General features: G+C 56.8%; 27 protein-coding genes and 1 tRNA gene. 10 read left to right on the forward strand and 18 right to left on the reverse strand.

Annotation, left to right across the window (positions count from 1 at the left end; translation table 11 throughout):
• Window positions 1–103: 103 nt before the first annotated feature.
• The 5 genes from petA (at window position 104) to WFM49_RS12590 (ending at window position 4,228) form a co-directional block, all read left to right on the forward strand.
• Window positions 104–748: a ubiquinol-cytochrome c reductase iron-sulfur subunit gene (petA, locus tag WFM49_RS12570; protein ID WP_009455469.1), complete on the forward strand. Its 645-nt coding sequence runs from the start codon at window positions 104–106 to the stop codon at window positions 746–748.
• Between the two features lie 50 nt (window positions 749–798).
• Window positions 799–2,187, forward strand: a complete 1,389-nt coding sequence (locus WFM49_RS12575; protein ID WP_009455468.1) for a cytochrome b — start codon at window positions 799–801, stop codon at window positions 2,185–2,187.
• Window positions 2,188–2,206: 19 nt separating this feature from the next.
• Window positions 2,207–3,061 (forward strand): cytochrome c1, encoded by an 855-nt coding sequence (locus WFM49_RS12580; RefSeq protein WP_336973544.1) that lies wholly within the window; start codon window positions 2,207–2,209, stop codon window positions 3,059–3,061.
• Window positions 3,062–3,187: 126 nt separating this feature from the next.
• Window positions 3,188–3,796, forward strand: a complete 609-nt coding sequence (locus tag WFM49_RS12585; RefSeq protein WP_009455466.1) for a glutathione S-transferase N-terminal domain-containing protein — start codon at window positions 3,188–3,190, stop codon at window positions 3,794–3,796.
• A gap of 6 nt (window positions 3,797–3,802) precedes the next feature.
• On the forward strand, window positions 3,803–4,228 hold the full coding sequence (locus WFM49_RS12590) for a ClpXP protease specificity-enhancing factor (RefSeq protein WP_009455465.1): 426 nt from the start codon (window positions 3,803–3,805) through the stop codon (window positions 4,226–4,228).
• 270 nt (window positions 4,229–4,498) lie between these two features.
• Here WFM49_RS12590 and cysW read toward each other — a convergent pair whose 3' ends face one another.
• The 3 genes from cysW to cysP are packed head-to-tail and all read right to left on the reverse strand — an operon-like array spanning window position 4,499 to window position 7,239.
• On the reverse strand, window positions 4,499–5,344 hold the full coding sequence (gene cysW, locus WFM49_RS12595; RefSeq protein WP_336973547.1) for a sulfate ABC transporter permease subunit CysW: 846 nt from the start codon (window positions 5,342–5,344) through the stop codon (window positions 4,499–4,501).
• Window positions 5,341–6,231, reverse strand: a complete 891-nt coding sequence (gene cysT, locus WFM49_RS12600) for a sulfate ABC transporter permease subunit CysT (protein ID WP_051359144.1) — start codon at window positions 6,229–6,231, stop codon at window positions 5,341–5,343. The genes cysW and cysT overlap by 4 nt, the downstream gene beginning before the upstream one ends.
• 3 nt (window positions 6,232–6,234) lie before the next feature.
• Entirely contained in the window at window positions 6,235–7,239 is a 1,005-nt protein-coding gene (gene cysP / locus WFM49_RS12605) for a thiosulfate ABC transporter substrate-binding protein CysP (protein ID WP_042485687.1), read from the reverse strand.
• A 247-nt stretch (window positions 7,240–7,486) separates the two neighbouring features.
• Here cysP and WFM49_RS12610 point away from each other — a divergent pair.
• A tRNA-Thr gene (locus tag WFM49_RS12610) sits at window positions 7,487–7,562 on the forward strand.
• Between the two features lie 68 nt (window positions 7,563–7,630).
• On the opposite strand, the gene WFM49_RS12615 is transcribed toward WFM49_RS12610, so the two are convergent.
• The 13 genes from WFM49_RS12615 to WFM49_RS12675 form a co-directional block, all read right to left on the reverse strand.
• Window positions 7,631–8,029, reverse strand: a complete 399-nt coding sequence (locus WFM49_RS12615) for a GFA family protein (protein ID WP_336973551.1) — start codon at window positions 8,027–8,029, stop codon at window positions 7,631–7,633.
• Window positions 8,030–8,081: 52 nt separating this feature from the next.
• Window positions 8,082–9,215 carry an alpha-hydroxy acid oxidase gene (locus tag WFM49_RS12620; RefSeq protein WP_336973553.1) on the reverse strand — a complete coding sequence of 378 codons (1,134 nt, stop codon included), beginning with the start codon at window positions 9,213–9,215 and terminating at the stop codon, window positions 8,082–8,084.
• A gap of 279 nt (window positions 9,216–9,494) precedes the next feature.
• The gene (locus WFM49_RS12625) at window positions 9,495–10,445 is read right to left on the reverse strand and encodes a 2-hydroxyacid dehydrogenase (RefSeq protein WP_336973727.1); all 951 of its coding nucleotides are present in this window, start codon (window positions 10,443–10,445) and stop codon (window positions 9,495–9,497) included.
• Window positions 10,445–10,771, reverse strand: coding sequence for an NIPSNAP family protein (locus WFM49_RS12630; RefSeq protein WP_035269826.1), 327 nt, complete (start codon window positions 10,769–10,771; stop codon window positions 10,445–10,447). Before WFM49_RS12630 ends, WFM49_RS12625 begins: the two co-directional genes overlap by 1 nt.
• Window positions 10,772–10,786: 15 nt before the next feature.
• Window positions 10,787–12,079 (reverse strand): TRAP transporter large permease, encoded by a 1,293-nt coding sequence (locus tag WFM49_RS12635; protein WP_035269825.1) that lies wholly within the window; start codon window positions 12,077–12,079, stop codon window positions 10,787–10,789.
• Window positions 12,072–12,575 carry a TRAP transporter small permease gene (locus tag WFM49_RS12640; protein WP_235332453.1) on the reverse strand — a complete coding sequence of 168 codons (504 nt, stop codon included), beginning with the start codon at window positions 12,573–12,575 and terminating at the stop codon, window positions 12,072–12,074. The genes WFM49_RS12635 and WFM49_RS12640 overlap by 8 nt, the downstream gene beginning before the upstream one ends.
• A gap of 68 nt (window positions 12,576–12,643) precedes the next feature.
• Window positions 12,644–13,684 carry a TRAP transporter substrate-binding protein gene (locus tag WFM49_RS12645; protein WP_021447249.1) on the reverse strand — a complete coding sequence of 347 codons (1,041 nt, stop codon included), beginning with the start codon at window positions 13,682–13,684 and terminating at the stop codon, window positions 12,644–12,646.
• Between the two features lie 53 nt (window positions 13,685–13,737).
• Window positions 13,738–14,685, reverse strand: coding sequence for an NAD-dependent epimerase/dehydratase family protein (locus tag WFM49_RS12650; protein ID WP_035269821.1), 948 nt, complete (start codon window positions 14,683–14,685; stop codon window positions 13,738–13,740).
• 3 nt (window positions 14,686–14,688) lie between these two features.
• Complete coding sequence (locus tag WFM49_RS12655; RefSeq protein ID WP_268379519.1) at window positions 14,689–15,519, reverse strand: hydroxypyruvate isomerase family protein; 831 nt, start codon at window positions 15,517–15,519, stop codon at window positions 14,689–14,691.
• A gap of 14 nt (window positions 15,520–15,533) precedes the next feature.
• A complete protein-coding gene (locus WFM49_RS12660; protein ID WP_009455433.1) occupies window positions 15,534–16,430 on the reverse strand; it encodes an NAD(P)-dependent oxidoreductase in 897 nt (298 codons plus the stop codon).
• 1 nt (window position 16,431) lies between these two features.
• Window positions 16,432–18,144 (reverse strand): dihydroxy-acid dehydratase, encoded by a 1,713-nt coding sequence (gene ilvD / locus WFM49_RS12665; protein ID WP_031232959.1) that lies wholly within the window; start codon window positions 18,142–18,144, stop codon window positions 16,432–16,434.
• Between the two features lie 35 nt (window positions 18,145–18,179).
• Window positions 18,180–18,872: a GntR family transcriptional regulator gene (locus WFM49_RS12670; protein ID WP_336973564.1), complete on the reverse strand. Its 693-nt coding sequence runs from the start codon at window positions 18,870–18,872 to the stop codon at window positions 18,180–18,182.
• A gap of 170 nt (window positions 18,873–19,042) precedes the next feature.
• Window positions 19,043–19,531: an Lrp/AsnC family transcriptional regulator gene (locus tag WFM49_RS12675; RefSeq protein ID WP_009455426.1), complete on the reverse strand. Its 489-nt coding sequence runs from the start codon at window positions 19,529–19,531 to the stop codon at window positions 19,043–19,045.
• 114 nt (window positions 19,532–19,645) lie between these two features.
• Here WFM49_RS12675 and WFM49_RS12680 point away from each other — a divergent pair, with 114 nt between their 5' ends.
• Genes WFM49_RS12680 through WFM49_RS12695 form a run of 4 tightly spaced genes read left to right on the forward strand, consistent with a single transcriptional unit; the run spans window position 19,646 to window position 21,999 of the window.
• Window positions 19,646–19,825 carry a hypothetical protein gene (locus WFM49_RS12680; protein ID WP_021447252.1) on the forward strand — a complete coding sequence of 60 codons (180 nt, stop codon included), beginning with the start codon at window positions 19,646–19,648 and terminating at the stop codon, window positions 19,823–19,825.
• Between the two features lie 19 nt (window positions 19,826–19,844).
• Window positions 19,845–20,717 carry a tryptophan 2,3-dioxygenase gene (kynA, locus tag WFM49_RS12685; protein ID WP_021447253.1) on the forward strand — a complete coding sequence of 291 codons (873 nt, stop codon included), beginning with the start codon at window positions 19,845–19,847 and terminating at the stop codon, window positions 20,715–20,717.
• Window positions 20,717–21,622 carry an alpha/beta hydrolase gene (locus WFM49_RS12690; protein WP_336973566.1) on the forward strand — a complete coding sequence of 302 codons (906 nt, stop codon included), beginning with the start codon at window positions 20,717–20,719 and terminating at the stop codon, window positions 21,620–21,622. The genes kynA and WFM49_RS12690 overlap by 1 nt, the downstream gene beginning before the upstream one ends.
• Window positions 21,622–21,999 carry a RidA family protein gene (locus tag WFM49_RS12695; RefSeq protein ID WP_035269810.1) on the forward strand — a complete coding sequence of 126 codons (378 nt, stop codon included), beginning with the start codon at window positions 21,622–21,624 and terminating at the stop codon, window positions 21,997–21,999. The genes WFM49_RS12690 and WFM49_RS12695 overlap by 1 nt, the downstream gene beginning before the upstream one ends.
• A 63-nt stretch (window positions 22,000–22,062) precedes the next feature.
• Here WFM49_RS12695 and WFM49_RS12700 read toward each other — a convergent pair whose 3' ends face one another.
• Together WFM49_RS12700 and panB are read right to left on the reverse strand one after the other, a co-directional pair.
• Window positions 22,063–23,028 (reverse strand): LysR family transcriptional regulator, encoded by a 966-nt coding sequence (locus WFM49_RS12700; protein ID WP_009456820.1) that lies wholly within the window; start codon window positions 23,026–23,028, stop codon window positions 22,063–22,065.
• Between the two features lie 64 nt (window positions 23,029–23,092).
• Complete coding sequence (gene panB, locus WFM49_RS12705; protein WP_009456821.1) at window positions 23,093–23,914, reverse strand: 3-methyl-2-oxobutanoate hydroxymethyltransferase; 822 nt, start codon at window positions 23,912–23,914, stop codon at window positions 23,093–23,095.
• Between the last annotated feature and the right edge of the window lie 200 nt (window positions 23,915–24,114).

Below are 24,114 nucleotides of genomic sequence, written 5' to 3' on the forward strand. Positions count from 1 at the left end.
GCTGCGCTGGGTAACGCGTATAATGTGCGGTTGAATAATATACCCAGGCCCAAATCCGTAAATTGTGGTATTGCCCGAGTCGGGCAGGAATAAGGATACTAGAATGAGTCAGAATACGACACAGCCCGATGCCATAGGCGCGGTTGATTTCAATCTTCCGCCCGATCCTTCGCGCCGCACCTGGGTCGCCACCGCCTGTGCATTAGGTGGTGTCGCTGGTGTGGCGACAGCTGTTCCCTTTGTCAGCTCCTTTGCTCCTTCCGAGAAAGCAAAAGCGGCCGGCGCTCCCGTAGAGGTCGATATTTCCAGTATCGCCCCCGGTCAGATGCGCACCGTGGAATGGCGCGGGAAACCCGTCTGGATTCTGCACCGCACCAAAGAGCAGCTGGACGCACTGCCCAAGCTGGACAGCCAGCTGGCCGACCCTGACTCGGATCGCCCCGGTTACACCCCTGCGTACGCCAAGAACGAATACCGTTCGCGTCGCCCTGAAATCTTTATCTGTATCGGTATCTGCACCCACCTGGGGTGCTCCCCTACCCCGCATCTGGCTGCTGGCGCTGGCGCTGGTCTGCCCGGTGGTTGGGAAGGCGGCTTTCTGTGCCCCTGCCACGGCTCCACGTTCGACCTGGCCGGCCGCGTCTACAGCAACAAGCCTGCTCCAGACAATCTGGAAATCCCGCCCTACGAGTTCTCGGCTGACGGCACGATGGTTACCATCGGCGTAGACGAAAACAACAAGGCCTAAGGCGGCTGTAACCCAATACGTACTATTTAAAAAGATAAAGGAGCCGTTTCATGGCTGGCGAGAAAACCGTCGAAACGACAGGACTCTTGGGATGGATTGACAGGCGTTTCCCCCTGACATCCATGTACAAAGAGCACATGTCAGAATATTACGCGCCGAAGAACTTCAACTTCTGGTACTTCTTTGGCTCTCTGGCACTGCTGGTGCTGGTTATCCAGATCGTGACTGGTATTTTCCTGGTCATGAACTACAAGCCTGATGCCAAGCTGGCCTTTGAGTCGGTTGAATACATCATGCGTGAAGTGCCCGGTGGCTGGATCATCCGCTACATGCACTCCACAGGCGCTTCCATGTTCTTCGTGGTGGTGTACCTGCACATGCTGCGCGGCTTGTTCTACGGTTCTTACCGCAAGCCACGTGAACTGGTCTGGATCTTTGGCGTTGCCATTTTCCTCTGTCTGATGGCTGAAGCCTTCATGGGCTACCTGCTGCCATGGGGCCAGATGTCTTACTGGGGCGCCCAGGTGATTGTTAACCTGTTCTCGGCCATTCCTTTCATTGGTCCTGATCTGGCTATTTTCATCCGTGGTGACTACGTGGTGTCCGACGCCACCCTGAACCGCTTCTTTGCTCTGCACGTGATTGCGGTGCCTCTGGTCCTGCTGGGTCTGGTTGTGGCTCACCTGATCGCTCTGCACGAAGTGGGTTCCAACAACCCCGACGGCGTGGAAATCAAGAAAGGCCCCAAAGACGCTCAAGGTCGTCCTTTGGATGGCATCCCCTTCCACCCTTACTACACCGTGCACGACATCCTGGGTGTGGCGGGCTTCCTGATTGTGTTTGCCGCTATTGTGTTCTTTGCCCCTGAAATGGGCGGCTACTTCCTGGAGTTCAACAACTTCAGCCCTGCCGATGCACTGAAGACTCCTCCGCACATTGCTCCTGTCTGGTACTTCACGCCGTTCTACTCCATGCTGCGTGCCACGACTGCCGACTTTACCTGGGTTCTGGCCGGTGCTTCCGTGCTGGGTGCTCTGGTGCTGTTCGTCAAAGGCAAGCTGCCCGGTATCTGGCGCCTGGTCGTACCCGCTGTCCTGATCGCTGTTGCTGTGCTGCTGCGTGTTATCGACGCCAAGTTCTGGGGCGTGGTGGCCATGGGTGGTACGGTCGTGATCCTGTTCTTCCTGCCTTGGCTGGATAAATCGCCTGTGAAGTCGATTCGCTACCGTCCTACCTGGCACAAAGTGCTGTACGCGATTTTCATCATCAACTTCCTGATCTTGGGTTACCTGGGCACACAGGCTCCGAACGACTTGTTCAACCTGCTGAGCCAGATCGGTACGGTGATCTACCTGGCCTTCTTCCTGCTGATGCCAGTATGGAGCCGCATGGGTACGTTCAAACCCGAACCTGATCGCGTGACTTTCCGCCCTCACTAGGCCCCCAACACGAAACGGAATGACCATGATTAAGAAACTGCTTGGCGCTCTGGCCTTGTCCCTTACCTGCACGGTGGCTGTGGCCGCCGAAGGTGGCTATGCCCTGGAGCGCGCGCCCGACCGCATGAATGACATGGCGGCGTTGCAAAATGGCGCAAAACTGTTTGTGAACTACTGTCTGAACTGTCATAGCGCCAACTCCATGCGCTACAACAAGCTGACAGACATCGGCCTGACCGAAGAGGACATCAAGAAAAACTTGCTGTTCTCCTCGGACAAGGTGGGTGATCTGATGAAGATCGCCATGACCCCTGAAATGGGCAAGAAGTGGTTTGGTGCCGCTCCTCCGGACCTGTCCGTGATTGCGCGTGCCAAGTCCACCAACTTGGGCCCCAGCGGCGCAGACTACATCTACACCTACTTGCGCACTTTCTACCGTGACGCATCCCGCCCAACCGGCTGGGATAACCTGGTTTTCCCAAGCGTGGGTATGCCTCACGCCATGTGGGAGCGCCAAGGTGGCGTCACCTTGCACCGCACGACCGTAGCTCAGGAAGCCAAGGACGATGGCAGCAAGGAATGGGTCAAGACCACAGCCACCTACGATCCAGCCGGCTTCTCCGACGTCAAGAAAGAAGTTTTGGCCGATTACACCGGCCACGCTACTGACAGCGTCAAGCTTGAGCCTGTTAACGCCAAGGCTGCTGCCAAATACGACAGCGACGTGGCCGACCTGGCCAACTTCATGGACTGGATGGCCGAGCCTGTGCAGCTGGAGCGCAAGAAAATTGGCGTGGGCGTGATCCTGTTCCTGCTCTTGTTCTTTGCCGTTGCATGGCGCCTGAACAGCGTTTTCTGGAAAGACATCAAGTAAAACGCTATGCTAGACGGGCAGGCTTAACTAGCCTGCCCGGCTTTTTATTGTTAAAACCCCTTGCAGGGTTTTAAATTCTGAGCCGTGAGGCTCTTGTTTTTATTTCTACGACTGGAATCTCCTACCATGATGGTGCTCTACTCTGGAACAACTTGCCCATTCTCACAGCGCTGCCGTTTCGTGTTGTTTGAAAAAGGCATGGATTTCGAGATCCGCGACATCGACTTGTACAACAAGCCTGAAGATATCGCCGTCATGAACCCCTACGGACAGGTGCCAATCCTGGTAGAACGTGACCTGATCTTGTACGAATCGAACATCATCAATGAGTACATTGATGAGCGTTTCCCGCATCCTCAGCTGATGCCTGCGGACCCCACCATGCGCGCCCGCACACGCCTGTTCCTGTACAACTTCGAAAAGGAACTGTTTGTGCACGTGGCCGCCCTGGAAGACCGCCGCAACGCGGATGCCAAGGCACAAGAACTGGCCCGTCAGCAAATCCGCAACCACTTGTCGCAGCTGGCTCCCATCTTGCTCAAGAACAAGTACATGCTGGGCGAAGAATTCTCCATGCTGGACGTGGCGATCGCTCCCCTGCTCTGGCGCCTGGACCACTACGGTATCGAACTGCCCAAGAGCGCTGCTCCTGTGCAAAAGTACGCCGAGCGCGTATTCTCGCGTCCTGCCTACATTGAAGCACTGACTCCTTCCGAAAAAGTCATGCGTCGCTAATCCACTATGCAAGAAACCTCGACCAAGCCTTACCTGCTGCGCGCTCTACACGAATGGTGTTCCGACCACGGATACACCCCACACATCGTGGTCACGGTAGACGCCAACACGGTTGTTCCACGCGGCCATATTCAGGATGGTCAAATCACCCTGAATATCGGGCATCTGGCCACCAATGGCCTGATCCTGGGCAACGACTACATTGAATTCCAGGCCCGCTTTGGCGGCGTCACGGAAGACATTTTCGTACCCGTGGCAGCTGTATCGGCCATCTACGCACGCGAAACAGGCGCTGGTATGGGTTTTGAGGTGGTGGAGTCCGAGCCTTACGCAGAAGGTGACACACCGGACGCCGCTCCTGAAGCGGCTCCGGAAGCTCCCGCTGCCAAGAAAGACGCTGACAAGGTCTCGCACCTGAAGATCGTCAAATAAGGCACGTTCGACGCAGACAAAAATAGAGCCCCGCATGGGGCTCTATTTATTTGGGTTCCAAGCTCGGCATTCACCCACGCTTTGGCTTTAGCTTGGCTTGGCTTAGCTTGGCTTGGCTTGGCTTGGCTTGGCTTGGCTTGGCTTGGCTTGGCTTGGCTTGGCTTGGCTTGGCTTGGCTTGGCAGATCAGTATCAGCTACTTAAACCACCTCAGGGAATACTCAGCCACCTAACGCCACTGAAAATATTTCCCAAGCCTCCAGCCCACCATCTACCCTTGTACTGCCTCCACTTGATTACGGCGACGTCCAGCCGCCACACGCCACTCCAGCAGGCTCTTGAGCATCACAGACACAATCGCGAACACCGCCAGCAACGCAGCCGCTGTAAAAGCCGCTGCTGCCTTGTTATCGTTGTTCAGCTGATCCACCAGCAAGGACAAGGTCAAAGTCTGATTCATGATGGTGCCCGACACCACGGACACGGCCCCAAACTCCCCAATCGCACGGGCATTGGTCAACACCACGCCATAGAGCAAGGCCCATTTGATATCCGGCAGCGTCACATGCCAGAAGATCTGCCAGCCGTTTGCACCCAGACTTAGAGCCGCCGCCTGTGCATCCGAACCCTGAGCCTGCATGATGGGAATCAGGATACGAGCCACATAAGGCGTCGTCACAAAGATAGTGACCATCAAGATACCCGGCCAGGCAAACATCAATTGAATGTCACGCGCGCTTAGCCATTGCCCCAGGGACGACTCCACACCGTAGACCACCAGGTAACACAGGCCCGCCACCACCGGAGAGACCGCGTAAGGCAAATCCACCAAGGTACTTAGCAAACGACGACCACGGAACTGGTAATGCGTCAGACACCAGGCCAGCAAGATGCCAAAGACCATATTCAGGGGCACCGTCAGCACCGCCACAAACAGAGTCAACCCGATGGCATGCAGCATATAGTCCTCTTGCAGATTGCTCCACAAGGCAGGCAAACCATCGCCCAAGGCTTTGGAGAAAATCAGTACCAAGGGGACTACCAGCAGCCCCAGCACCAACACAATGCCCAAGGCCAAAATCAGGCGGTCTGCCGTGCTTTTAGGTGTTTTTCTCATGGTGCCCTCCGCTGCCAGCCCAATAGACGATTCTGCACCATCTGCAAGGTGAACAAGAGCAGCAAGGATGCGATCAAGATCACCGAGGCAATCGCGGCAGCGGCCGGGTAATTGAACTCTTGCAGCCGCACAAAAATCATCAGGGACGACACTTCAGTTTTGAAGGGAATATTGCCCGCAATCATGATGACTGCGCCAAACTCACCCAGGCTACGAATAAAAGCTTGAGACGCTCCAGTCACCAGAGCAGGAATCAGCGGTGGGAACACCACCTTGCTGAAGGTCTGCCAGCCACTGGCACCCAAGGTGTGGGCAACCTCTTCATACTCGGCACCCAGCTCTTCAATCACGGGCTGCACGATACGCACCACAAAGGGCAAACTGGTGAACGTCATGGCCAACACAATACCGGGGTATTGATAAGCAACCTTCCAACCCTCCGGCAGAAACTGGCCAAACCAGCCACCAGGCACAAATAGCGTCGCCAAGGTCAAACCTGCTACCGACGTTGGCAAGGCAAACGGCAGGTCCACCAAAGCATCAATCAGACGGCGCCCCGGAAACTCAAAGCGCGTGATAATCCAGGCAATGATGAAGCCCACCACACTGGCAATCACAGTGGAGTAAAAAGCGGCACTGATCGTGACCTGATAACTGCTGACAACGCGTTTATCAGTCACCGCACGCCAGTAATCGGCCAGACTCATGTCACTGACGTACATGAACAAGGCCGACAAAGGCAGCAGCACAATAATGGACAGGTACAGGACGCTAAAGCCAAAGCTCAGTCCAAAACCCGGCATGACGGGGCGACGCAGAAAGAAGATGGGCTTTAGCGCAGCCTTCGCCCCGGAATCCTGCGCCCCGCCCACAAGAGTACGACTCATGAATTACTTGGCCAGCAACTGGTCCAACACCCCGTTAGCAGCAAAGTGGCGGCTCTGGATGTCAGTCCAGGAACCCAGAACATCAGTAGGATTGATCAGCTTGACCGGCGCGTACTTGGACTCGAACTCCTTGGCCACGGCAGGATCCGTCACACGGTAGTTGAAACCAGCCAGCAGGCGCTGAATCTCGGGGGTGTACTGGAACTTCAGGTACTCGGTTGCTTCCTTGCGAGTGCCTTTCTGGTCGACCACTCGGTCCACCACGGCTACCGGGAACTCGGCCAATACGCTGACAGGGGGCACCACCACTTCCAGCTCGCTGCCCTTGAACTCATCGCTGGCAGCAATATTGATCACTTCGGATTCAAAGGTCAGCAAAACGTCGCCCTGACCATTCTGGGCAAACGCCACGGTCGCACCACGACCACCTGTGGGGAAGCTTTCTACATTCCCCAGCACCTTGCCGACAAACTCCTTGATCTTGGCTTCGTCACCGCCGAAAGCCTCATTGGCGTACAACCAGGACGCCAAATAGGTGTAGCGGGCATTACCCGAGGTCTTGGGGTTCGGGAACACCAGCTTCACATCGTCACGCACAAGATCGTCCCAGGACTTGATGTTCTTGGGATTGCCCTTGCGCACCAGAAAAGCGATGGTGCTGTAGTAAGGCGAGCTGTTGTTCGGGAACTTGCTGGCCCAGTCCTTGGCCACCGCGCCGCGCTCGGCCAGGAATTCAATATCAGTAACCTGGTTGAAGGTGACAGTGTCTACTTTCTTGCCCTGAATAATGTCCTGGGCTTGACGGGAGGTGCCTGCAAACGACTGGTCAATCTTGATGTCTTCACCAGTCGTCGCTTTCCAGTGTTCAACAAACTTGGGATTGATCGCCGCAAAGGTCTCGCGCGCCACGTCAAACGAGGCGTTCAGCAAAGAAACCTGGGCACTGGCCGTGCCACCCAGCAAAGACGCCAACAACAAGGCAGAGCCAACAACAGACTTCAATTTCATGGTGTTCCCCAAAGGTCCCGGACGCGGCCTTCGGAGCCCGTCACTGATGTTCAATCGCGTGCTATCTATATAAGCGCAGCTTGGATAGATCAGATTATGGGTAGGGGAAAAGGCATTTAAAACGACATTTTCATCATGCTCTTATAACCAGAACCTATCTATTGGCTGGGCTGGCGTGGTGTGCACCACAGCAATATTTTTCTGATGATTGCTTCTTGGCGAAAAACCCGGCTATAATCGTCAATTCGCCGGCTTAGCTCAGTTGGTAGAGCAGCGCACTTGTAATGCGAAGGTCGAGGGTTCAACTCCTTTAGCCGGCACCACGAATAAAACAAAACGCCAAGCTTTTGAAAGCTTGGCGTTTTGTTTTTCTGCTGTCGGGATCTTGCCTTTACTCTGGCGGGAATGCTTCGTACTGAGACAGATCATCAGTAATCTCATGCCAAGATGCTTTCGAACCTACGAACACATGGCACGTGGGACGCGCACCAGGGTCATCATCCAATACACCTAGCGCCAAGCCTAGCTCCCCCGGCTTCTGATCAAACTTGGTCAAAATATTTGATCCACACCGAGAGCAAAAGCCACGGTGTTCCCCTGGCGAGGACTCATAAAAGCACAACAGCTCCTGCCCGCGAAGCCAATGAAAGTCTTTAGTCTTTACCTTGCCCCGCGCCCTGAACGCAGAACCATGAGACTTGCGACACATACGGCAATGGCAATAGAGCAGATCCGTAATGGAGCCGGTGATATCAAAGACCACGCCTTGGCAAAGACAGCTTCCTTTCACAAATCCCCCCAGGTAAACTTCTCGATGCTGATTTCAGCAAGTGTCTGACACCTTAGTCGGTAGAGGATACAAGACATTGAGCCAAATCTGCCGGACATGAAGCCCCCAACAGAATCATCGTTCGCTCCAGTTCCTGGGCGATCAGACTAAGCACCTGTGCAACACCCTGTTCGCCACCTTGAGCCAAACCATAGGCCACGGCGCGCCCCAAGAATGCGCCACTTGCTCCGCAAGCAATGGCTTTGGCGACATCCGAACCCCGCCGAAAACCACTATCAATAAACACCGGCATCTGCGTTTTGACGACATCCATGATTTGCGGGAGGACACTGATTGTTGAAGGTGCGCAGTCCAGTTGTCGACCACCATGATTGGAAACGACCAGCCCATCTACTCCGTAGCGCAGAGCCTGCCGCGCGTCTTCAGGGTGCAGCACCCCCTTGATCAATAAGGGGCCATCCCATTTGGAGCGCAACCAGGAGACATCGTCCCACACTAAACGGCGGTCCATGCTCCGGGCCAGCAGTGCCGCCTGCGCCTGGGCAGATGTGGCTCCTTCCGTAGGCATCAGGTTGACGAACTGGGGTTGCCCTGCCAAGGCCTGACGCCACAACCAGCGGGGCTGCGACGCCATATCCAGTAACAAGCGGGGACCGGGACGAAACGGCAATTTGAAGCCATGGCGTATGTCCTTTTCTCTATACCCCCCTACGGGCACATCGACGGTCAAAACCAGGGCCTCGAATCCAGCCTGGCGGGCACGATCCAGAATGGAATTGGCCATACCCCTGTCTTGCATCACATACAGCTGCATCCAGCATGGGCCTTCGCAGACTTCACGCACTTGCTCCAAGGGGCTGTTGGAGGCTGTAGACAAGATATACGGCAAGCCAGCCTTGCCTGCGGCACGTGCAGCGTGCAGATCCCCACGAGGGCGCACGACATCGATCAGGCCAACAGGGGCTACGCCAAAAGGCGCTGACCATCGTCGCCCAAAGACCTCTATCTCTGTTGAAAGTGCCGAAGTGTCACGCAAACTGCGCGGCGATAAAGTCAGAGCCTGCAAATCTGCCTGATTACGAGTCAGACAAAGTTCGTCTTCTGCCCCGCCTGCAACATAGTCATAGACAAAACGGGGCAGGCTGCTTTGAGCCGCTAACTGAAAGTCCTGAATGCTGAGCCGCATGATGCAAGCTGTCTCCCCACCTGATGCCGGGCATTCAAGGCCCGATTCAATTTAATTGTTTAAGCATCAAGTATATGACTGAACGCATCGCTTCATACAAGGAAAATACACCTAATTGACGGGGAAGCTTGTGCCAAGACCAGGGGACCAAAGTAATACGCCATCACCCTGGTTGGCACCAAACGCTCTATCTACAGACTCAGCATTGGGTCATCATCTGAAAGCAGAGTTGTTGCTCCAAACCTGCCAATGCGTGGCCCTTTACGAACCCTAGAACCCTTATAGCCTCACCGGCGTCACCAGCTCCCCTTCCTTGACGAAACGCTCCACATTCTTCAATACCAAATCACACATGGCCGCTCGGGTTTCACGGGTCGCGCTCCCTACATGGGGTAATACTACGACCCGATCATTGCTCAGCAATTCAGTTGGCACTTCAGGTTCGTTCTCGAACACATCGAGCCCTGCTCCTGCCAATTGGCCGTTTTCAAGAGCGGCGACCAGGGCTTTTTCATCCACGACAGAACCACGGGCGACGTTGATAAGGTAGCCGTGGGGCCCAAGAGCGTTCAAGACCTCGGCAGACACCAGGTGATAGGTTTCCGGGCTGCCGGGGCACGCCACGATGAGGAAATCGCACCATTGCGCCAAGGCCAGCAGCGAAGGCTCGTGCTGCCAAGGCAACTCGGGTTTGGCGCTACGTGTGTGATAGCGGATCTCCAGGTCAAAGCCGATCGCGCGACGTGCAATCACCTGTCCGACTCGGCCCATGCCCAACATGCCCAGACGTTTGCCGCTGACCCGCGTGCTTGGCATGGTGGGACCGACACGCGGCCAGTCACCACGCCTAACGTGACGGTCAGAAACAGAAATGCCCCGCACCGTATCGATTAGCAAGCCCATGGCCAAGTCGGCCACGCAATCGTTGAGAACATCCGGCGTATTGCTCAGCATCACCCCACGCGCACGGACGGCATTCAGGTCGATGGCATCGTAGCCAACGCCCAGGCTACAAATCGCTTTCAGGTTTGGCAAGGCATCAATCAGTGCCTTGTCTGCGCCCTGCGTTCCGGTGGTGATCAGCACCGTGAATTCAGCGCCGCGCTCACGCAAGAACGCCGCTTGATCAGGCGCATCGCTCAGGGTTTCGACCGGGCACAAGGCGGGCAGTTTGCCCGCCAGCGGTGGTGGCAAGGGGCAGGCTTGAAGAATTTTCTGGCTCATGGTCATCATTCGCTCGTAAAAACGTCGAAATCGACTTGTTTCAACAGTGCATTGCTCTGGCGTATGACATGCCCCGCAGCGGCGGCTTTACGGCGATAGGCCAACCAGCGGGGGTCAGCCTCCAAGGCATTACGACGGGCCTCTCGGTCAGCCATATCTTCGTATGCCCACAGGTGCACCACCTGATTCAACTCGCCTACTTCCGTGGTGTAGTAGCCGTGGCAGGGGCCCAGATGTTCGATCTGTATGGCACGTCCTTCCGTAGCGTACAAGGACAGGAAATCGCGCAGCAGGCCGGTGGGGATGGTGTAGGTTCTTTGGTCGATAATCATATTGCGAATCCGTTTTTATCCAAGGTATTTGGGCAAAAGCAGCGAGATGACCGGGAAGGCCAAAAGCACCGCCAGGCGGAAAACGTCGGCTACCACGAAGGGAATCACACCCCGATACAGCGTGCTCATCTTCACGTCGGGCAGCAGGCTTTTCAGGACCATCACGTTCATGCCCACGGGCGGGGTGATGAAGCTGATTTCCGTAACCACCACCACGATGATGCCGAACCAGATCAGGTCAAAGCCCAGGTGCTGCACCAAGGGGTAGAAAATAGGCACGGTCAGCAAGACCATGGACATACTTTCCAACACACTGCCCAGCACGATGTAAATCGCGCAAATCAGCAGAATCACCACGATCGGGCTCATATCGAACTGTTGCACCCAATCCTGCAAATCGCCAGGCATGGAGGTGAAGTTGATGAAGCTGGAAAACAGCAAGGCTCCGATCAGCACCATGAACAGCATCCCCGTGGTACGCGCCGACTCGACCAGCACGTTGGAAAGCACTTGCCAGGTCAAACGGCCACGCAACAGCGCGAACAGGAAGGCACCACACGCACCAATCCCCGCCGCTTCGGTAGAACTGAAGATCCCGCCGTAAATACCGCCCATGACGATGATGAACAGCACCAGCACGCCCCAGACATCGCGCAACGCAAGCAAACGCTCTTTCCAGCTCATGCGCTCGCCGGGAGGGCCCGCATTGGGGTCACGCCAGATCGTCCAGCGCACCGCCAGAAGATAGAAAATAATGGCCAGCAGGCCTGGCAAAATACCGGCAGCAAACATCTTGCCGATGCTTTGCTCGGTCAAGATGGCATAGACCACCATGACAATAGAGGGCGGAATCAGAATGCCCAGCGTGCCACCGGCGGCGATGGAACCGGAAGCCAGCGCACGGCTATAGCCCAGTCTGCGCATTTCCGGATAAGCCACCTTGGACATGGTGGCCGCTGTTGCCAGGCTGGAGCCACACACCGCACCAAAGCCACCACAGGCCACCACCGTAGACATGGCCAAACCGCCTTTACGATGGCCCAGGAAGGCATACGCCGCGGCATACAGTTCTTTGGACAACTTGGCTTGAGTAATGAAATTACCCATCAAGATGAACAGCGGCAACACGGACAGCAAATACTGAAATCCGCTTTCACGCACGACTGCGCCGGTCATGGCATAGGCAGAAGGCCAATTGCGCATGATGCCAACGCCAATAAAGCCCACCAGGGCCATGGAAAACGCCACCGGCACCCGCAGGAAGATCAAGAGGAGCATGGCTGCAAAGCCAATCAGTGCTTCAGTCATTCTGTGCCTCTTCTTCCAGATGGGCGGTGTCTGCGTTCAGATCCCGGCGAAGCTGAGCCAGCTCCACGATGGTGTTGACGAACAGCATGATGCTCATGAAATAAACAACCGGAGCCAATGGCAGCCCCAGCAAAGTGGTCTGATCCAGGTATTCGGCCGCCGACTCGGCTTGTGTCCAGCTGACCATGGCCAGCAAGGCACTGATTCCAGCAGCCAGCAGGTGGCTGGTGACATGGACGACACGGACACCCTTCTCCCCACCAGGAATAGGCACTAAATCAACAACAACGTGTTCACGCTCCATGGTGGCAAAAACGATGCCGCAGAAAATGACACCTACCATCAATATTTCGGTCAGCTCTACCGCCCCCATGACCGATACGTTGAAAATGTAGCGCCCTAATACATCAGCCAGAGTCAGCAAGGCCAGCGAGACCATGCATAACTCGGTCAAACGTCGAAGACCCGCTCTTAATAAAGAGAGAATGGAGTTCATGCTTTGTAGCTCCGGGGCTGCTGGCGCACGAGGCGCACAGCAGGTTCAAGACAGTCTGCGTGTGCTGATCAATTCGCGCTTTCCCGCTGCTTCAGGTCGGCACGAAACTCGGCCAGTACAGCAGGCCCGTCTATGCCCTTGGCCTTGGCAGCATCCAGCCATGCCTGCTCGAAGGACGCTGTGCGCTCTTTGACGGCGGCAATCAGCTCATCGCTGGCAGGATGAAACTGCACCTTGTGCTCTTCCAGGATCTTCATGGCGGCCACGTCTGCATCCCCCCAGGCCTTGCCGCCCAGGCGAGCAATATGCTCACCGGACAGGCTCATCAGAATCTCGCGGTCTTTTTCAGACAAACGATCAAAGGCGCTCGGGTTCATGATGATGCCGTGCAGATCCGCATAGAGGCCACCAGGGAAAACCGTGGCGTGCTTGACCACCGTATCCAGGCGGAAAGAGGCCACAGACTCGGGCGGGAACAGCACGCCGTCCACCACGCCAGTGCTCAGCAGCTCATACGATTCGGAGGCTGGCTTCACAACCGCGTTCACCTTCAGGGCCTTGGACAAGTCGGCCTGCATGCCACCACCAATGCGCAGCTTCAGGCCCTCGAAGTCGGCAATGTTCTGTACCTGCTTGTCAGTGGTGTAGACGCTGCCTGGGCCGTGTCCATAAATGCCTAGCAATTTGATACCGCGATGCTCTTTGGCATCTTGCAGGTACTTGCTATAAATGTCCCAGGCCGCCAGCGAAGTAGACTCGGCGCTATTGCCCGAGAACGGCAGCATGGCAAATTTCATCAAATCAAAATTGCCGGGGTAATAGGAGTAGGAAATAAAGGCCAGATCCACAATCCCATTGCGTACCGCATCCAGGTGCCCAACCGGGTTGGTCACGGCCTTGGTCAGAAAGTTGATCTTGACGCGCCCTTCAGTGGCCTGCTCCACCTCTTTGGCCCAGGGCTTCATGAAGTTCGCCACCAGCACATGCGTTTGCGGAATCCAGGCAGAGAAAGTCAGCTCCACAGGCTTGTCTGCTTTTGCGGGACCAGCTGCCACTGCCAGGCTGGTTAAGGCCATACCCAACAGGCGAGAAATCCATCGGTTCTTCATGGGGAAATCCTTTTTTGGTGGTAGTTCGTTATAGGTATAGTTAGCCAGGCCCGTCAGGAGACAAGGGCCTGCTCAATCAAGGTTTCGGCATCGCCGTCATGATGCATACCCAACTGCGTGGCGATTGCCGTTGTCAAAGGCGGCCACTGGGCAAACTGCTGGTCAAACTGAGGGTTGGACTGAAAGCTCAATCCCGCATCGGCCCCCCGGCCATAGCGGGATTTGGCAGCCTGTACCAGGTCTGCCACCTGAAGACGCTGGGCGGGAAGATTCCACACCCGACCAGCGGGCAAGCGAGCGGCTTCCAGGCTCGCTGTTGTCAGAAGGTGCCGCACACAGGCGGGCAAGGAAAGCAGCCAGATCCAGCCTTGGGGGCCGATGGGGCACTCGTAAGTGCTTCCAGCAGCCAAGGCATGGATCAAAGAGCTGGCAAATGAAGACAAGGCTGTTTCAGCAGTCATGGGGCGGGCAACCACAGTAGGCAAACGAACCGAGCGGCCATCCAGAAAACCCCGGCGGCTGTAATCGGCAAGCAGCAGTTCCACCATCCGCTTCTGCGTCCCGTAACTTAAAGTGGGTGCGACGGGCGTGTTGTCATCCACCTGCTGGGGCAGTGGCGTACCAAAGACACCGATACTGCTGGCATACACCACAACGGGACACTGGCCTTGCTGTCGCAGATGCTCAAACAAGCCTATCGTGCCGTCTATATTGACGCGCAAACCCCGTGCAAAATTCTCTTCAGCCAGCCGACTGGTCACCGAGGCCAGATGGAAAACCGTGTCGGGTGCCGGCGTTAGCACCGCCCCCAGCACGGCTTTATCGGACAAGTCACCACTAATGCAACGCAGTCCAGGCAGGTGGGGATAGCCTTGCTCTTCAAAAGCCAAATCCGTCAGCGTCAGGCTTTGAATCTCATTAGCCGCAAGCAGTTTGGCCGCCGCACGAGCAAGCGCTTGACCGATGTAGCCGTTGGCGCCGGTAATCAAGACGTGCTTCATGGCTTATCTCCCGGCAGCCTGCATGCAAGCAGCATCACGCTGACGTGGCGCAGCCAGCACACCACGATCACGCAAGGGCTGGCACCAAGCCAAACCTTCTGAAGGCAAGCCGCGAGGCTGATACTCGCAACCCAGCCAGCTGTCGTAAGCCAAGGCGGGCAGAGCGGCTACGCCTGCCAGCAAATCATGCTGTGCAAGATCAGGCTCGTAGCGACCATCGGCACCCGCGATCTGCACATAGCCAATCCAGGGAGCACAGACTGCCACGCTGGACGGGACATCCAGACTTTCTTTGACGCAGTGGTAGTAATCAAACTGCAGACGCAGGCGCGGGGAGTTGAAATGCTGGAGCACCTCAATGACCTGCTCGGGCAAATAATAGAAGTACCCGGCCATATCGCTGCGGTTGAGCGCCTCCAGCGTCAGCACCAGATCATCCGCTTCAGCCAGGGCCAAAGCCTGTTCCAGATTACTGAGCAGTGCGGCCCGACAGTCTTGCTGTGCAAAAGGGCTGACGTCACCCGCCATCACATGAATACGGCGGCAGCCGGTAGCCTGTGCCACAGCACGGGCGCGATCAAAGGCTTCCTGAAACTGCGCTTGTGCGCCGGGAATGGCCGCCCAGCCCAACCTGCCCTGCCCCTCGCCTATCGGCGTATTGATCAGTGTCAGTTCCAGCTTGGCGGCTTGCAACTGACTGGCGTACCAGCCGGGTGCATAGTCATAGGGCAGTAAAATCTCGACGCCCTGAAAACCGTCAGCCGCTGCAGCCTCGAAACGTTCGCTCCAGTCCAGATGCCGATACAACCAGCTGAGATTAGCGGATAGTTGCATGGGAGCCGCCTGTCTTATGCGTCTATCTGTCTAAGGAAGGCGTCACGCTGCTCGGGCAGCACAACGCTGACCAAGGCAGACACTTCGGCCTGACCCAAACCCATGGCGCTTGCCACGCGCAACATTTGCTGCACGCTGGCCGCAACCGGCATAGGCGCACCGCTGTGTTGAGCATTGGCGATCAAGGTGTCGATATCCTTGAGCATGGTGGACAGCGCACCGATGCTTTTCGCCTGGGCTTCTATCATGCGCGGGGCAAAGATCTGCAAGGGCTTGGAGTCCGCCCAGCCGCCCGCCAGCGCCGGTGCCAGCTTGTCCACATTGATGTTATTGCGCTGGGCAAAGCCAATGGCTTCGGCCAGCGCCGCAATCGAGGTCGCCACAATGGCCTGATTGCACAGCTTGGTCGCCTGCCCGGTACCGGAAGGCCCCATATGCGTAATATTGCCGGCATAGGCGCGCATGGCGGCCTCGGCTTCAGCCATATGGGTTTCACTACCGCCCGTCATGATGGCCAGGGTACCGGCCTCCACGCCGGGAATACCGCCAGACACCGGGGCATCAATCCAGTCCGCTCCGCAGCTTTCCAGCAAACGGGCGGCCAATTTGCGTGTGGCCTCAGGGTCGATACTGGAGTGATCCACCAGCCATTTAAGGCCCGTTGCCTGAGCAATCCCGTCCGCACCGAACACCACAGCCTCGGCAGCCTTGGCATCAAACAGGCATAACAAGACGCCGTCGGTGCCTTCAGCCGCTTCACGTGGCGTGCCCACAATCTGCGCGCCGAGCGCTGCCAGCGGCTCGGCCTTTTCCCTGGAGCGATTCCAGACTTTGACCTCGTGACCCGCTTTCAGAAGGCGCTGCACCATGGCAGCACCCATCAATCCCAAACCGCAAAAACCGAGTTTCATCTTATACGTCCTCAAGCTGCTCTTGCGGCCACTCGGCAGCACCCGAGTGAGTCACTGCCCCCTCATTGGTCGGTCCAACCAGGCGTGCGTACTTCTCCAGCGCGCCAGCCAAACGATCTCGTACGAAGGGTTTCCATTGCTCTCTGCGTGCAGCCAGCTCCTCGTCGGACACATGCAGCTGCATGCTGCTTTGCGTGGCATCGATGGTGATACGGTCGCCGTCGCGCACCAAGCCGATGTTCCCACCGGCTGCCGCTTCGGGGCTGGCATAGCCGATACACATGCCGCGTGTCGCGCCGGAGAAACGGCCATCGGTCAGCAGTGCCACTTTCTCGCCATTGCCATGGCCGTAAATAGCGGCGGTAACGCTTAACATCTCGCGCATGCCGGGGCCGCCTTTGGGCCCTTCGTTGCGGATAATCAGCACGTCGCCAGTCTCGTAGGCCTGCTTGGACACCACGGCCATGCAATCTTCCTCGGTTTCAAAGACGCGAGCACGGCCTTCAAAAACCAGAGACTTCAAGCCGGCAATCTTCAGCAAGGCGCCATCGGGGCACAGATTGCCCTTGAGCACGACCAGACCGCCCGACGCATGGATGGGCTGATCGCTGCTACGCACGATACGGCCATCCACATCGGGGAAGCTCTCCAGGGCTTCGGCCAAGGTTTCGCCGGTAATGGTCAACACATCGCCGTGTAGGTGGCCGCTTTTCAGCAGTGCCTTGAGCACTACAGGCACCCCACCGATCACGTCCAGATCGCGAGCCAGATAACGGCCGCCAGGCTGCAGGTCGGCAATCAGCGGCGTGCGGTTGAACACTTCGGCCAGATCGTCCATGGTGAAACGAATGCCCACTTCGTGCGCAATAGCAGGGATATGCAAGGCCACGTTGGTCGAGCCGCCAGTCGCTGCAACAGCCGCTGCGGCATTTTCCAGACTCTTGCGGGTGATGAGATCACGCGGCAAAGGACCACCGTTTTCCAGAATCTCCATCACGCGGCGACCAGCTCGGCGAGCCAGTGCGTGCCGCTGGCTGTAAACCGCCGGGGTGGTCGACGAACCCAGGAAGGACATGCCCAAAGCCTCTGCTACCATACCCATGGTATTGGCGGTGAACTGGCCCGGACAGGAACCCACGGTCATGGCACAGGTGCGCTCAATGCCGTGCAGTTGCTCCAGGGAAATCGCACCAGTCTGATAACGACCCACACCCTCAATGGCAGTCAGCACCGTGTTTTCAGTGCCATCGGGCGAGTAGCCCGGCAACATGGAGCCACCGTAAATGAAAACCGAAGGGACATTGAGGCGCGCCATGGCCATCAGGGTGCCGGGCAGCGTCTTGTCGCAACCGCCCAAACCGACCAAAGCGTCATAGGCATGGCCACGCACGGCTATTTCCATGCTGTCGGCAATCATCTCGCGCGAGACCAGGCTCATGCGCATGCCAGCGTGGTTCATGGAGGTGCCATCGGACACGGAAATCGTGTTCATCATGACGGGTACGCCACCACCTTGGGCTACACCCAGGCGAACGCTGTCTGCTTGTGGGCCCAGCGATTTGGAACAGGGTGTGTTGTCTCCGGCGGTTCCAATGATGGCGACCATCGAACGGTCCAGATCATCATCGTCCAGGCCTGTTGCACGCAGAAAGGCTCGGTGTGGGGTGCGAGTCACGCCCTCGGTCACTGCTTTTGATCTATGTTTTTTTAGCATGGTCTTTGGTGGTGATGAGTAGTTGAGAGATCGACTTAATCGGCCAGGTCCAAGCGGTCGAAGATCCAGGAAACATCTTCCTGAATGTATTGGCGCGCCTGGGCAAAATTGCCCGTGCGCAGCGCTTTGACGGTGGATTCGTGCAGGTGATCGGCAGAGTCTTCGTTGTGTAGCTGCTCGCGGGTTTCACGCAAGTAAGCGCCCGACTGCAGCCACAGGCTCTCGATCATGGCGAGCATGACGGGAGACTGAGCAGCTCCGTAAATCGTGAAATGAAAGATCCGGTTTTTTTCCAGACTGCTGGCCACGCCTTTGGGCGTGCGGCGCTCTTGGGTGATTTCTTGCGCCAGTTGTTCCAGCTGATCCAGCACGGACGGAGTCAGGAAAGGCCCCGCCCATTCGGTGACGGTGCCTTCGATCAAAACACGGGCGCGGCGAATATCGCTCAGGCAGGCTTTGGTGATCAAAGGAACACGGGTAGTGCCGTTAGGCAAAGGCTCCAGCCCCTGCTGTGCCACCAGACGGCGCAATGCTTCGCGCACGGGCATGGTGCTGGTGCCCAGCGCATCGGCCAGGTACTGAATGCCAAGCACTTGGCCCGCACGGTACTCACCGTGCATCAGCTTGTTACGTAGGGCTTGATAGACCGCTTCGTTGACGGATTGCCGAACGATGGGTTGAAAAGCTTCGAGCGGAGCGCTTGTGCTTGCAGCATCTGAATGTTTCATTAAATTCCGTCACAACGTGAATTCGAGCAAAGATTTGTGATTTTTGATCAATTCTAAGGACGGACTTCTACGACAACAAATCAGAGCTAACCCTTAGCCACCTGATTCGTGATGAGCGACTCGACACGCTTTGTGAGCGAGCCGCGCATCAGCTTTTGCAGAGCACTTGATCAGGCTGCAGAGCCGGCCATTGCTGGGATTGGCAGCGCGTTAAGGCCCTTGAATTCCTGCAAGGAAAAACTGGTCTGCGCTTGCCGAACACCGGGTAAACGATGCAATTTTCGTTGCAACAATTCCGAATAGCTGTCCAGATCCTTGGCCACGACCATCAGCAAAAAATCCGCCGGACCGGCAATGCCGTGGCACATCACCACCTCCGGAATATCGCGCACGGCCTCCACAAATTGCACCGAACGCTCTTCATTTTGAAAGTCCACACTGATGCTGACAAAGGCCACCACGCCATAACCCAGGCCACGCCGATCCAGCCGGGCGTGGTAGCCTGAAATAAGCCCGGCTTCTTCCATACGTCGAATCCGGCGCCAGCAAGGCGACTGCGATATGCCCACTTTTTGCGCCAGCTCGCTTGTTGTCAGCCGGGCGTTTCCTTGCAGCTCAGCCAGCAAACTGCCATCCACCTGATCCAGTTCTATTTGCATAAAAAAACCCGTTTTTTAAGTTTTTCAGAAAAAGTTATGCTTCTATAAAAAACAGCTTGGCGCAAGACCCTTAAATCCATAAGATCAACGCATAAATTTAAGTGGGATGAAATTATGAAACCACAGACCCATTTCAGCTTTACCCCTATGCCCGCCTACTCAGGTGACCGCATCCTGCCGCTGATGGAGACCTTCGGGCAAGATGCATTGCAAACTCCCCTCGGCGCGCAACGCGACTTTGATTTTCTATCGACCCACGCGACCTGTTCCACAGGTCGCGCAGATCATTATTAACGTACCGGGAACAGAACAAATGAATGCTTCCAAAGCATCGGCTGACAAGGGAATCAGCGAGACAGAGCGCATTGTTTCGGAAGAAAAAGCGCAGTTGGATTTCAGCCAATCCATGAGCTATGGCGACTACTTGCACCTGGACGAGGTGCTGGGCGCTCAACACCCGCTCTCGCCTGCCCACGACGAAATGCTGTTCATCATCCAGCACCAGACCAGCGAACTCTGGATGAAACTGATGCTGCATGAAGTGACCGCCGCCACTGCAGCCATCGCAGCCGACCGCTACGCCGACACCTTCAAGATGATGGCGCGGGTCTCGCGCATCATGGAGCAGCTGGTCAGTGCCTGGACCGTGCTCTCGACCATGACCCCGCCGGAATACACGGCGATGCGCCCTTATCTGGCCAGCTCCAGCGGTTTTCAAAGCGCGCAGTATCGCTGCATTGAATTTGCTCTGGGCAACAAGAATGCGGCCATGCTCAAGCCCCATGCCCATAGGCCAGACCTGCTCCAGATGGTCGACAAGGCGTACCGTGCCCCCTCGCTCTATGACGAGTCGCTACGCCTGCTGGCCCGCCAGGGCTTTGCCATTCCCGCCGATCACCTGGACCGTGACTGGACACAGCCCTACGAAGCCAGCCCCGAGGTGGAAGCTGCATGGTTGGAGGTCTACCGTGACCCGCATGCACACTGGGATCTATACCAGCTGGGCGAGAAGCTGACCGACATTGAGGACGCCTTCCGTCTTTGGCGTTTCCGCCATGTCACGACTGTTGAGCGCGTCATCGGCTTCAAACGCGGCACGGGCGGCACAGGCGGCGTCAGCTACCTGCGCAAGATGCTCGATGTGGTGCTGTTCCCTGAAATCTGGACTGTTCGGACCGCGCTGTAATGCAGGCTCCACACGACTTACTCTCCGCGCAGGAGCGCGAACGCGAATATTCGCCCAGCTCCTGTATAGGCGGGAACTACGCGCCCTACATCGAGGACTACGCCACACTTAGCGCAGCAGCTTTGCAAAGCGGAGCTCGGCATGCCGAGCTTGCCTATGGCAATGCCGCTGCGCATAAGCTTGACCTCTTTTTACCTGCACCCCACGACTCGGAATCCCTCCCGCCGCTGCTGCTGTTTATTCATGGCGGCTACTGGCAGGAGCTTTCCAAAGCCTCCTCTTTATTCTCGGCCCCGGATTGCACCGAGGCCGGCATTGCCTTTGCCGCCATTGATTACACCTTGGCACCGCAAGCCTCTGTCCACGACATGGTGCTGGAGTGCCGCCAGGCTCTGCGCTGGCTGCATCAACATGGCGAAGAACTGGGCTTTGACCCGCAACGCATCGTCGTTTCCGGCAGTTCTGCCGGCGCGCATCTGGCTGCCATGTGCTGCTTGCGTGGATGGAAAGATGATGCCGATTTACCCGTAGGGGCACCCGCAGCGGCGGTACTGGTTTCAGGCATTTACGACCTGCAGCCCCTGATTGGCACCAGCATCAATGAGGCACTGTCTCTGGACACGGCGAGCGCACAGGCGATCAGCCCCCAACTGCTTGATCTGACGGGCTTTCCGCCCGCCATCATCAGCTGGGGAGAAATCGAAACCTCGGAGTTCAAACGCCAGAGTCAGGCTTTTGCCGATGCGCTTGATGCATTGGGTGTCCGGTATCTGCCCCCCATCGAAATGCCAGCACGCAACCACTTCGATGTCATTCTTGACCAGGCTCGTCCCAACACCCGCTTGGGCGATGCCACGCACGCGCTCTTTGCGTCCTTGCCGGTCACCTCTACTCGGAGCAAGTGATGAAACAAGTTGTCGACGTCGGGCTGCCACCCCTGAAGCAAGCGTTTTCCTGGGCCGTCAAAGCCAAGGGGGAAATGCTGTTTACGGTGAACGGACCTGTCCGGCCGGACGGCAGCATTGATACGGGAAGCATCGAGCAGCAAGCTCGCCTGACCTTTGCCAATCTGCAACGGGCCACGCAAGCGGCCGGTGGCAGCCTGGAAAATGTCACCCAAGTGCTGATCTACATGACCGATGTTGCCGACATGGACAGCATCGACAAGGTGTACAGAGAGTTTTTCTCTGCGCCCTTCCCCAACCGCGCCAGTGTTGGCGTTGCAGCCTTGGTGGAGCCGGGCATGAAGCTGGAAGTTCTGGCGTACGCGATGATCCCCTAAGGCCTGCAGAGGCGGACGAGCATCCAGCAAAGCCGCCCGAGCCTTGATCAACAAGCGTGTTGATTACAGTGAGTCAAACGGGTCTTGCGTACTTGGTAAGCCGGTGTCGTCCCCCAGCACAAAGCGCGGGATGAATTGCAGCACATACTGCCGCATGGCTTCGACCAGGCGCTGCGCATCGGGACGCAATTCGCGGGATCGCAAGGACACCACACCGACCATATAAGGAACGTGGATATCAATCGGGCGCAGCACGACGTTGGGCAGTGGCAGGCCGTGGGCGGTAAAGGGGTCAATCAAGGACACGCCTACACCCTGGCTAGCCAGAACCAGGCCTTCCAACGACGAAGCAACCTCGATATGACGGATATCTTCCGGAGCTTCCGGACTGGCACGCAGCAAGGCGGTTGCCAGGGTATGACGCAAGCGGTGGCGGTTCTGGATGGAAATCAGGGGGGTGCCCTGAATATCACTGAGACGCACCAGTTCCTGTTTGGCCAGGGGATGATTGACGGCCATGCCCAGCAGGCAGGGGCTTTGACCTGACCAATGCAAGGTGCAACCATCAATGTCCAGCGGCAAACTGGTCACCGCCAGATCGGCCCTCCCTTCGTCAATGGCTTGCACCACTTCTTCCGGCTTTACCGTATCAATAATCAGCTTTTGCTTGAAGGCCGGATCGTGCTGCTCCATGATGCCCAGCGCTTGCGGCACCAAGCCAATCGCCAAGGCGTGAGTAGTCACGATGCGCAGAGGTCGCAGGCCCCCACGGGCGATTTCCAGAGCGCGGCTTTGCAGCACCTCCAGATTCATCAGCACGGGCCGGGCTTCCAGATAGAACTCGCGCCCTTGTTCAGTCAAGGTGACCTGCGGACGGGTGCGGGTAAAAAGCCTGAAGCCCAGTTCCTGTTCCAGCTCCTGGATCTGGCGGCTAACCACTGGCTGAGAGCGGTCCAGCAGTCTGCCAGCAGCGGTAACACTGCCAGCAGACATCACCGCTGCAAAGGCTTCTAATTGGCGAATTTCCATGTCGTTCTATGTGAATGCCGCATTTATCAACACGGAATATTCTAATGCGGAATAGTTAGCCGGACTAGCGTTTCACACCGAAACATTGATCCAGCGTGGGGAAAGAACCATCACGCACTTCAGCCGCGTATTGACCGGCTGCCTGGGAGATCAAGGCACCCACATCCGCGTAGGGTTTGGCGAATTTGGGGATCTTGCCATTGGTCAGACCCAGAATGTCTTCCGTCACCAGAACCTGGCCATCACATGCGGGGGACGCACCGATACCGATGGTCGGAATGGCGATGGTTTCAGTAATACGGCGACCCAGACCTTCTGCCACCCCTTCCAGCACCACACCCCAGGCACCCGCCTGTGCGTGAGCCACAGCGTCTTCCAGCACACGTTGGGCAGCGGCATCTGTCATGCCTTGAGCCTTGTAACCGCCCATGGTGTTGACGTACTGGGGCATCAAACCCACGTGTGCCAGCACGGGCACGCCGCGCTCGACCAGGAAGCGCGTGGTTTCAGCCATGGCCTGACCGCCTTCCAGCTTCACCGATTGGGCACCGCTGATGGCGAGCATACGCGATGCATTGGCAAATGCCTGCTGGGGTGATTCCTGATAGCTGCCAAACGGCATATCCACGACAATACAAGCATGTTGAGTCGCACGCACCACGGCAGCAGCATGGGCCGCCATCATATCGACCGTAATGCTTAAGGTATCGGGCATGGCATAGCCCACCATAGCGGTCGAATCGCCCACCAGAATCATATCCAGGTGCTCGTCCAGCATACGTGCGATAGGCGCGATGTAGGCTGTTAATGAAGCAATTTTTTGTTTGCCCTTGCAGGCGATCAAGGCGGGTACGCTAACGCGGACCTGCGTGGTATGTACGCTCATACTTACTCCAGCTGGAATCCCATAGAGCTAAAGCTTATATGGGATCATGAATGATGCAGATTGCAACATCTTAAGAAAAAATCCAGTCGACGCCTCTATAATCGCCGCAGGACAAAAAACAATAAGCTAATTTCCTGCCTACGTACAAGCTTCGCGTGTCCATCCCATGCGGATTCATGTCCTTTTAAGGACTTTTGCTT

The organism is Alcaligenes sp. PF14, assembly GCF_037150615.1.
In the GTDB taxonomy this organism is placed as follows: Bacteria; Pseudomonadota; Gammaproteobacteria; order Burkholderiales; family Burkholderiaceae_B; genus Alcaligenes; species Alcaligenes phenolicus.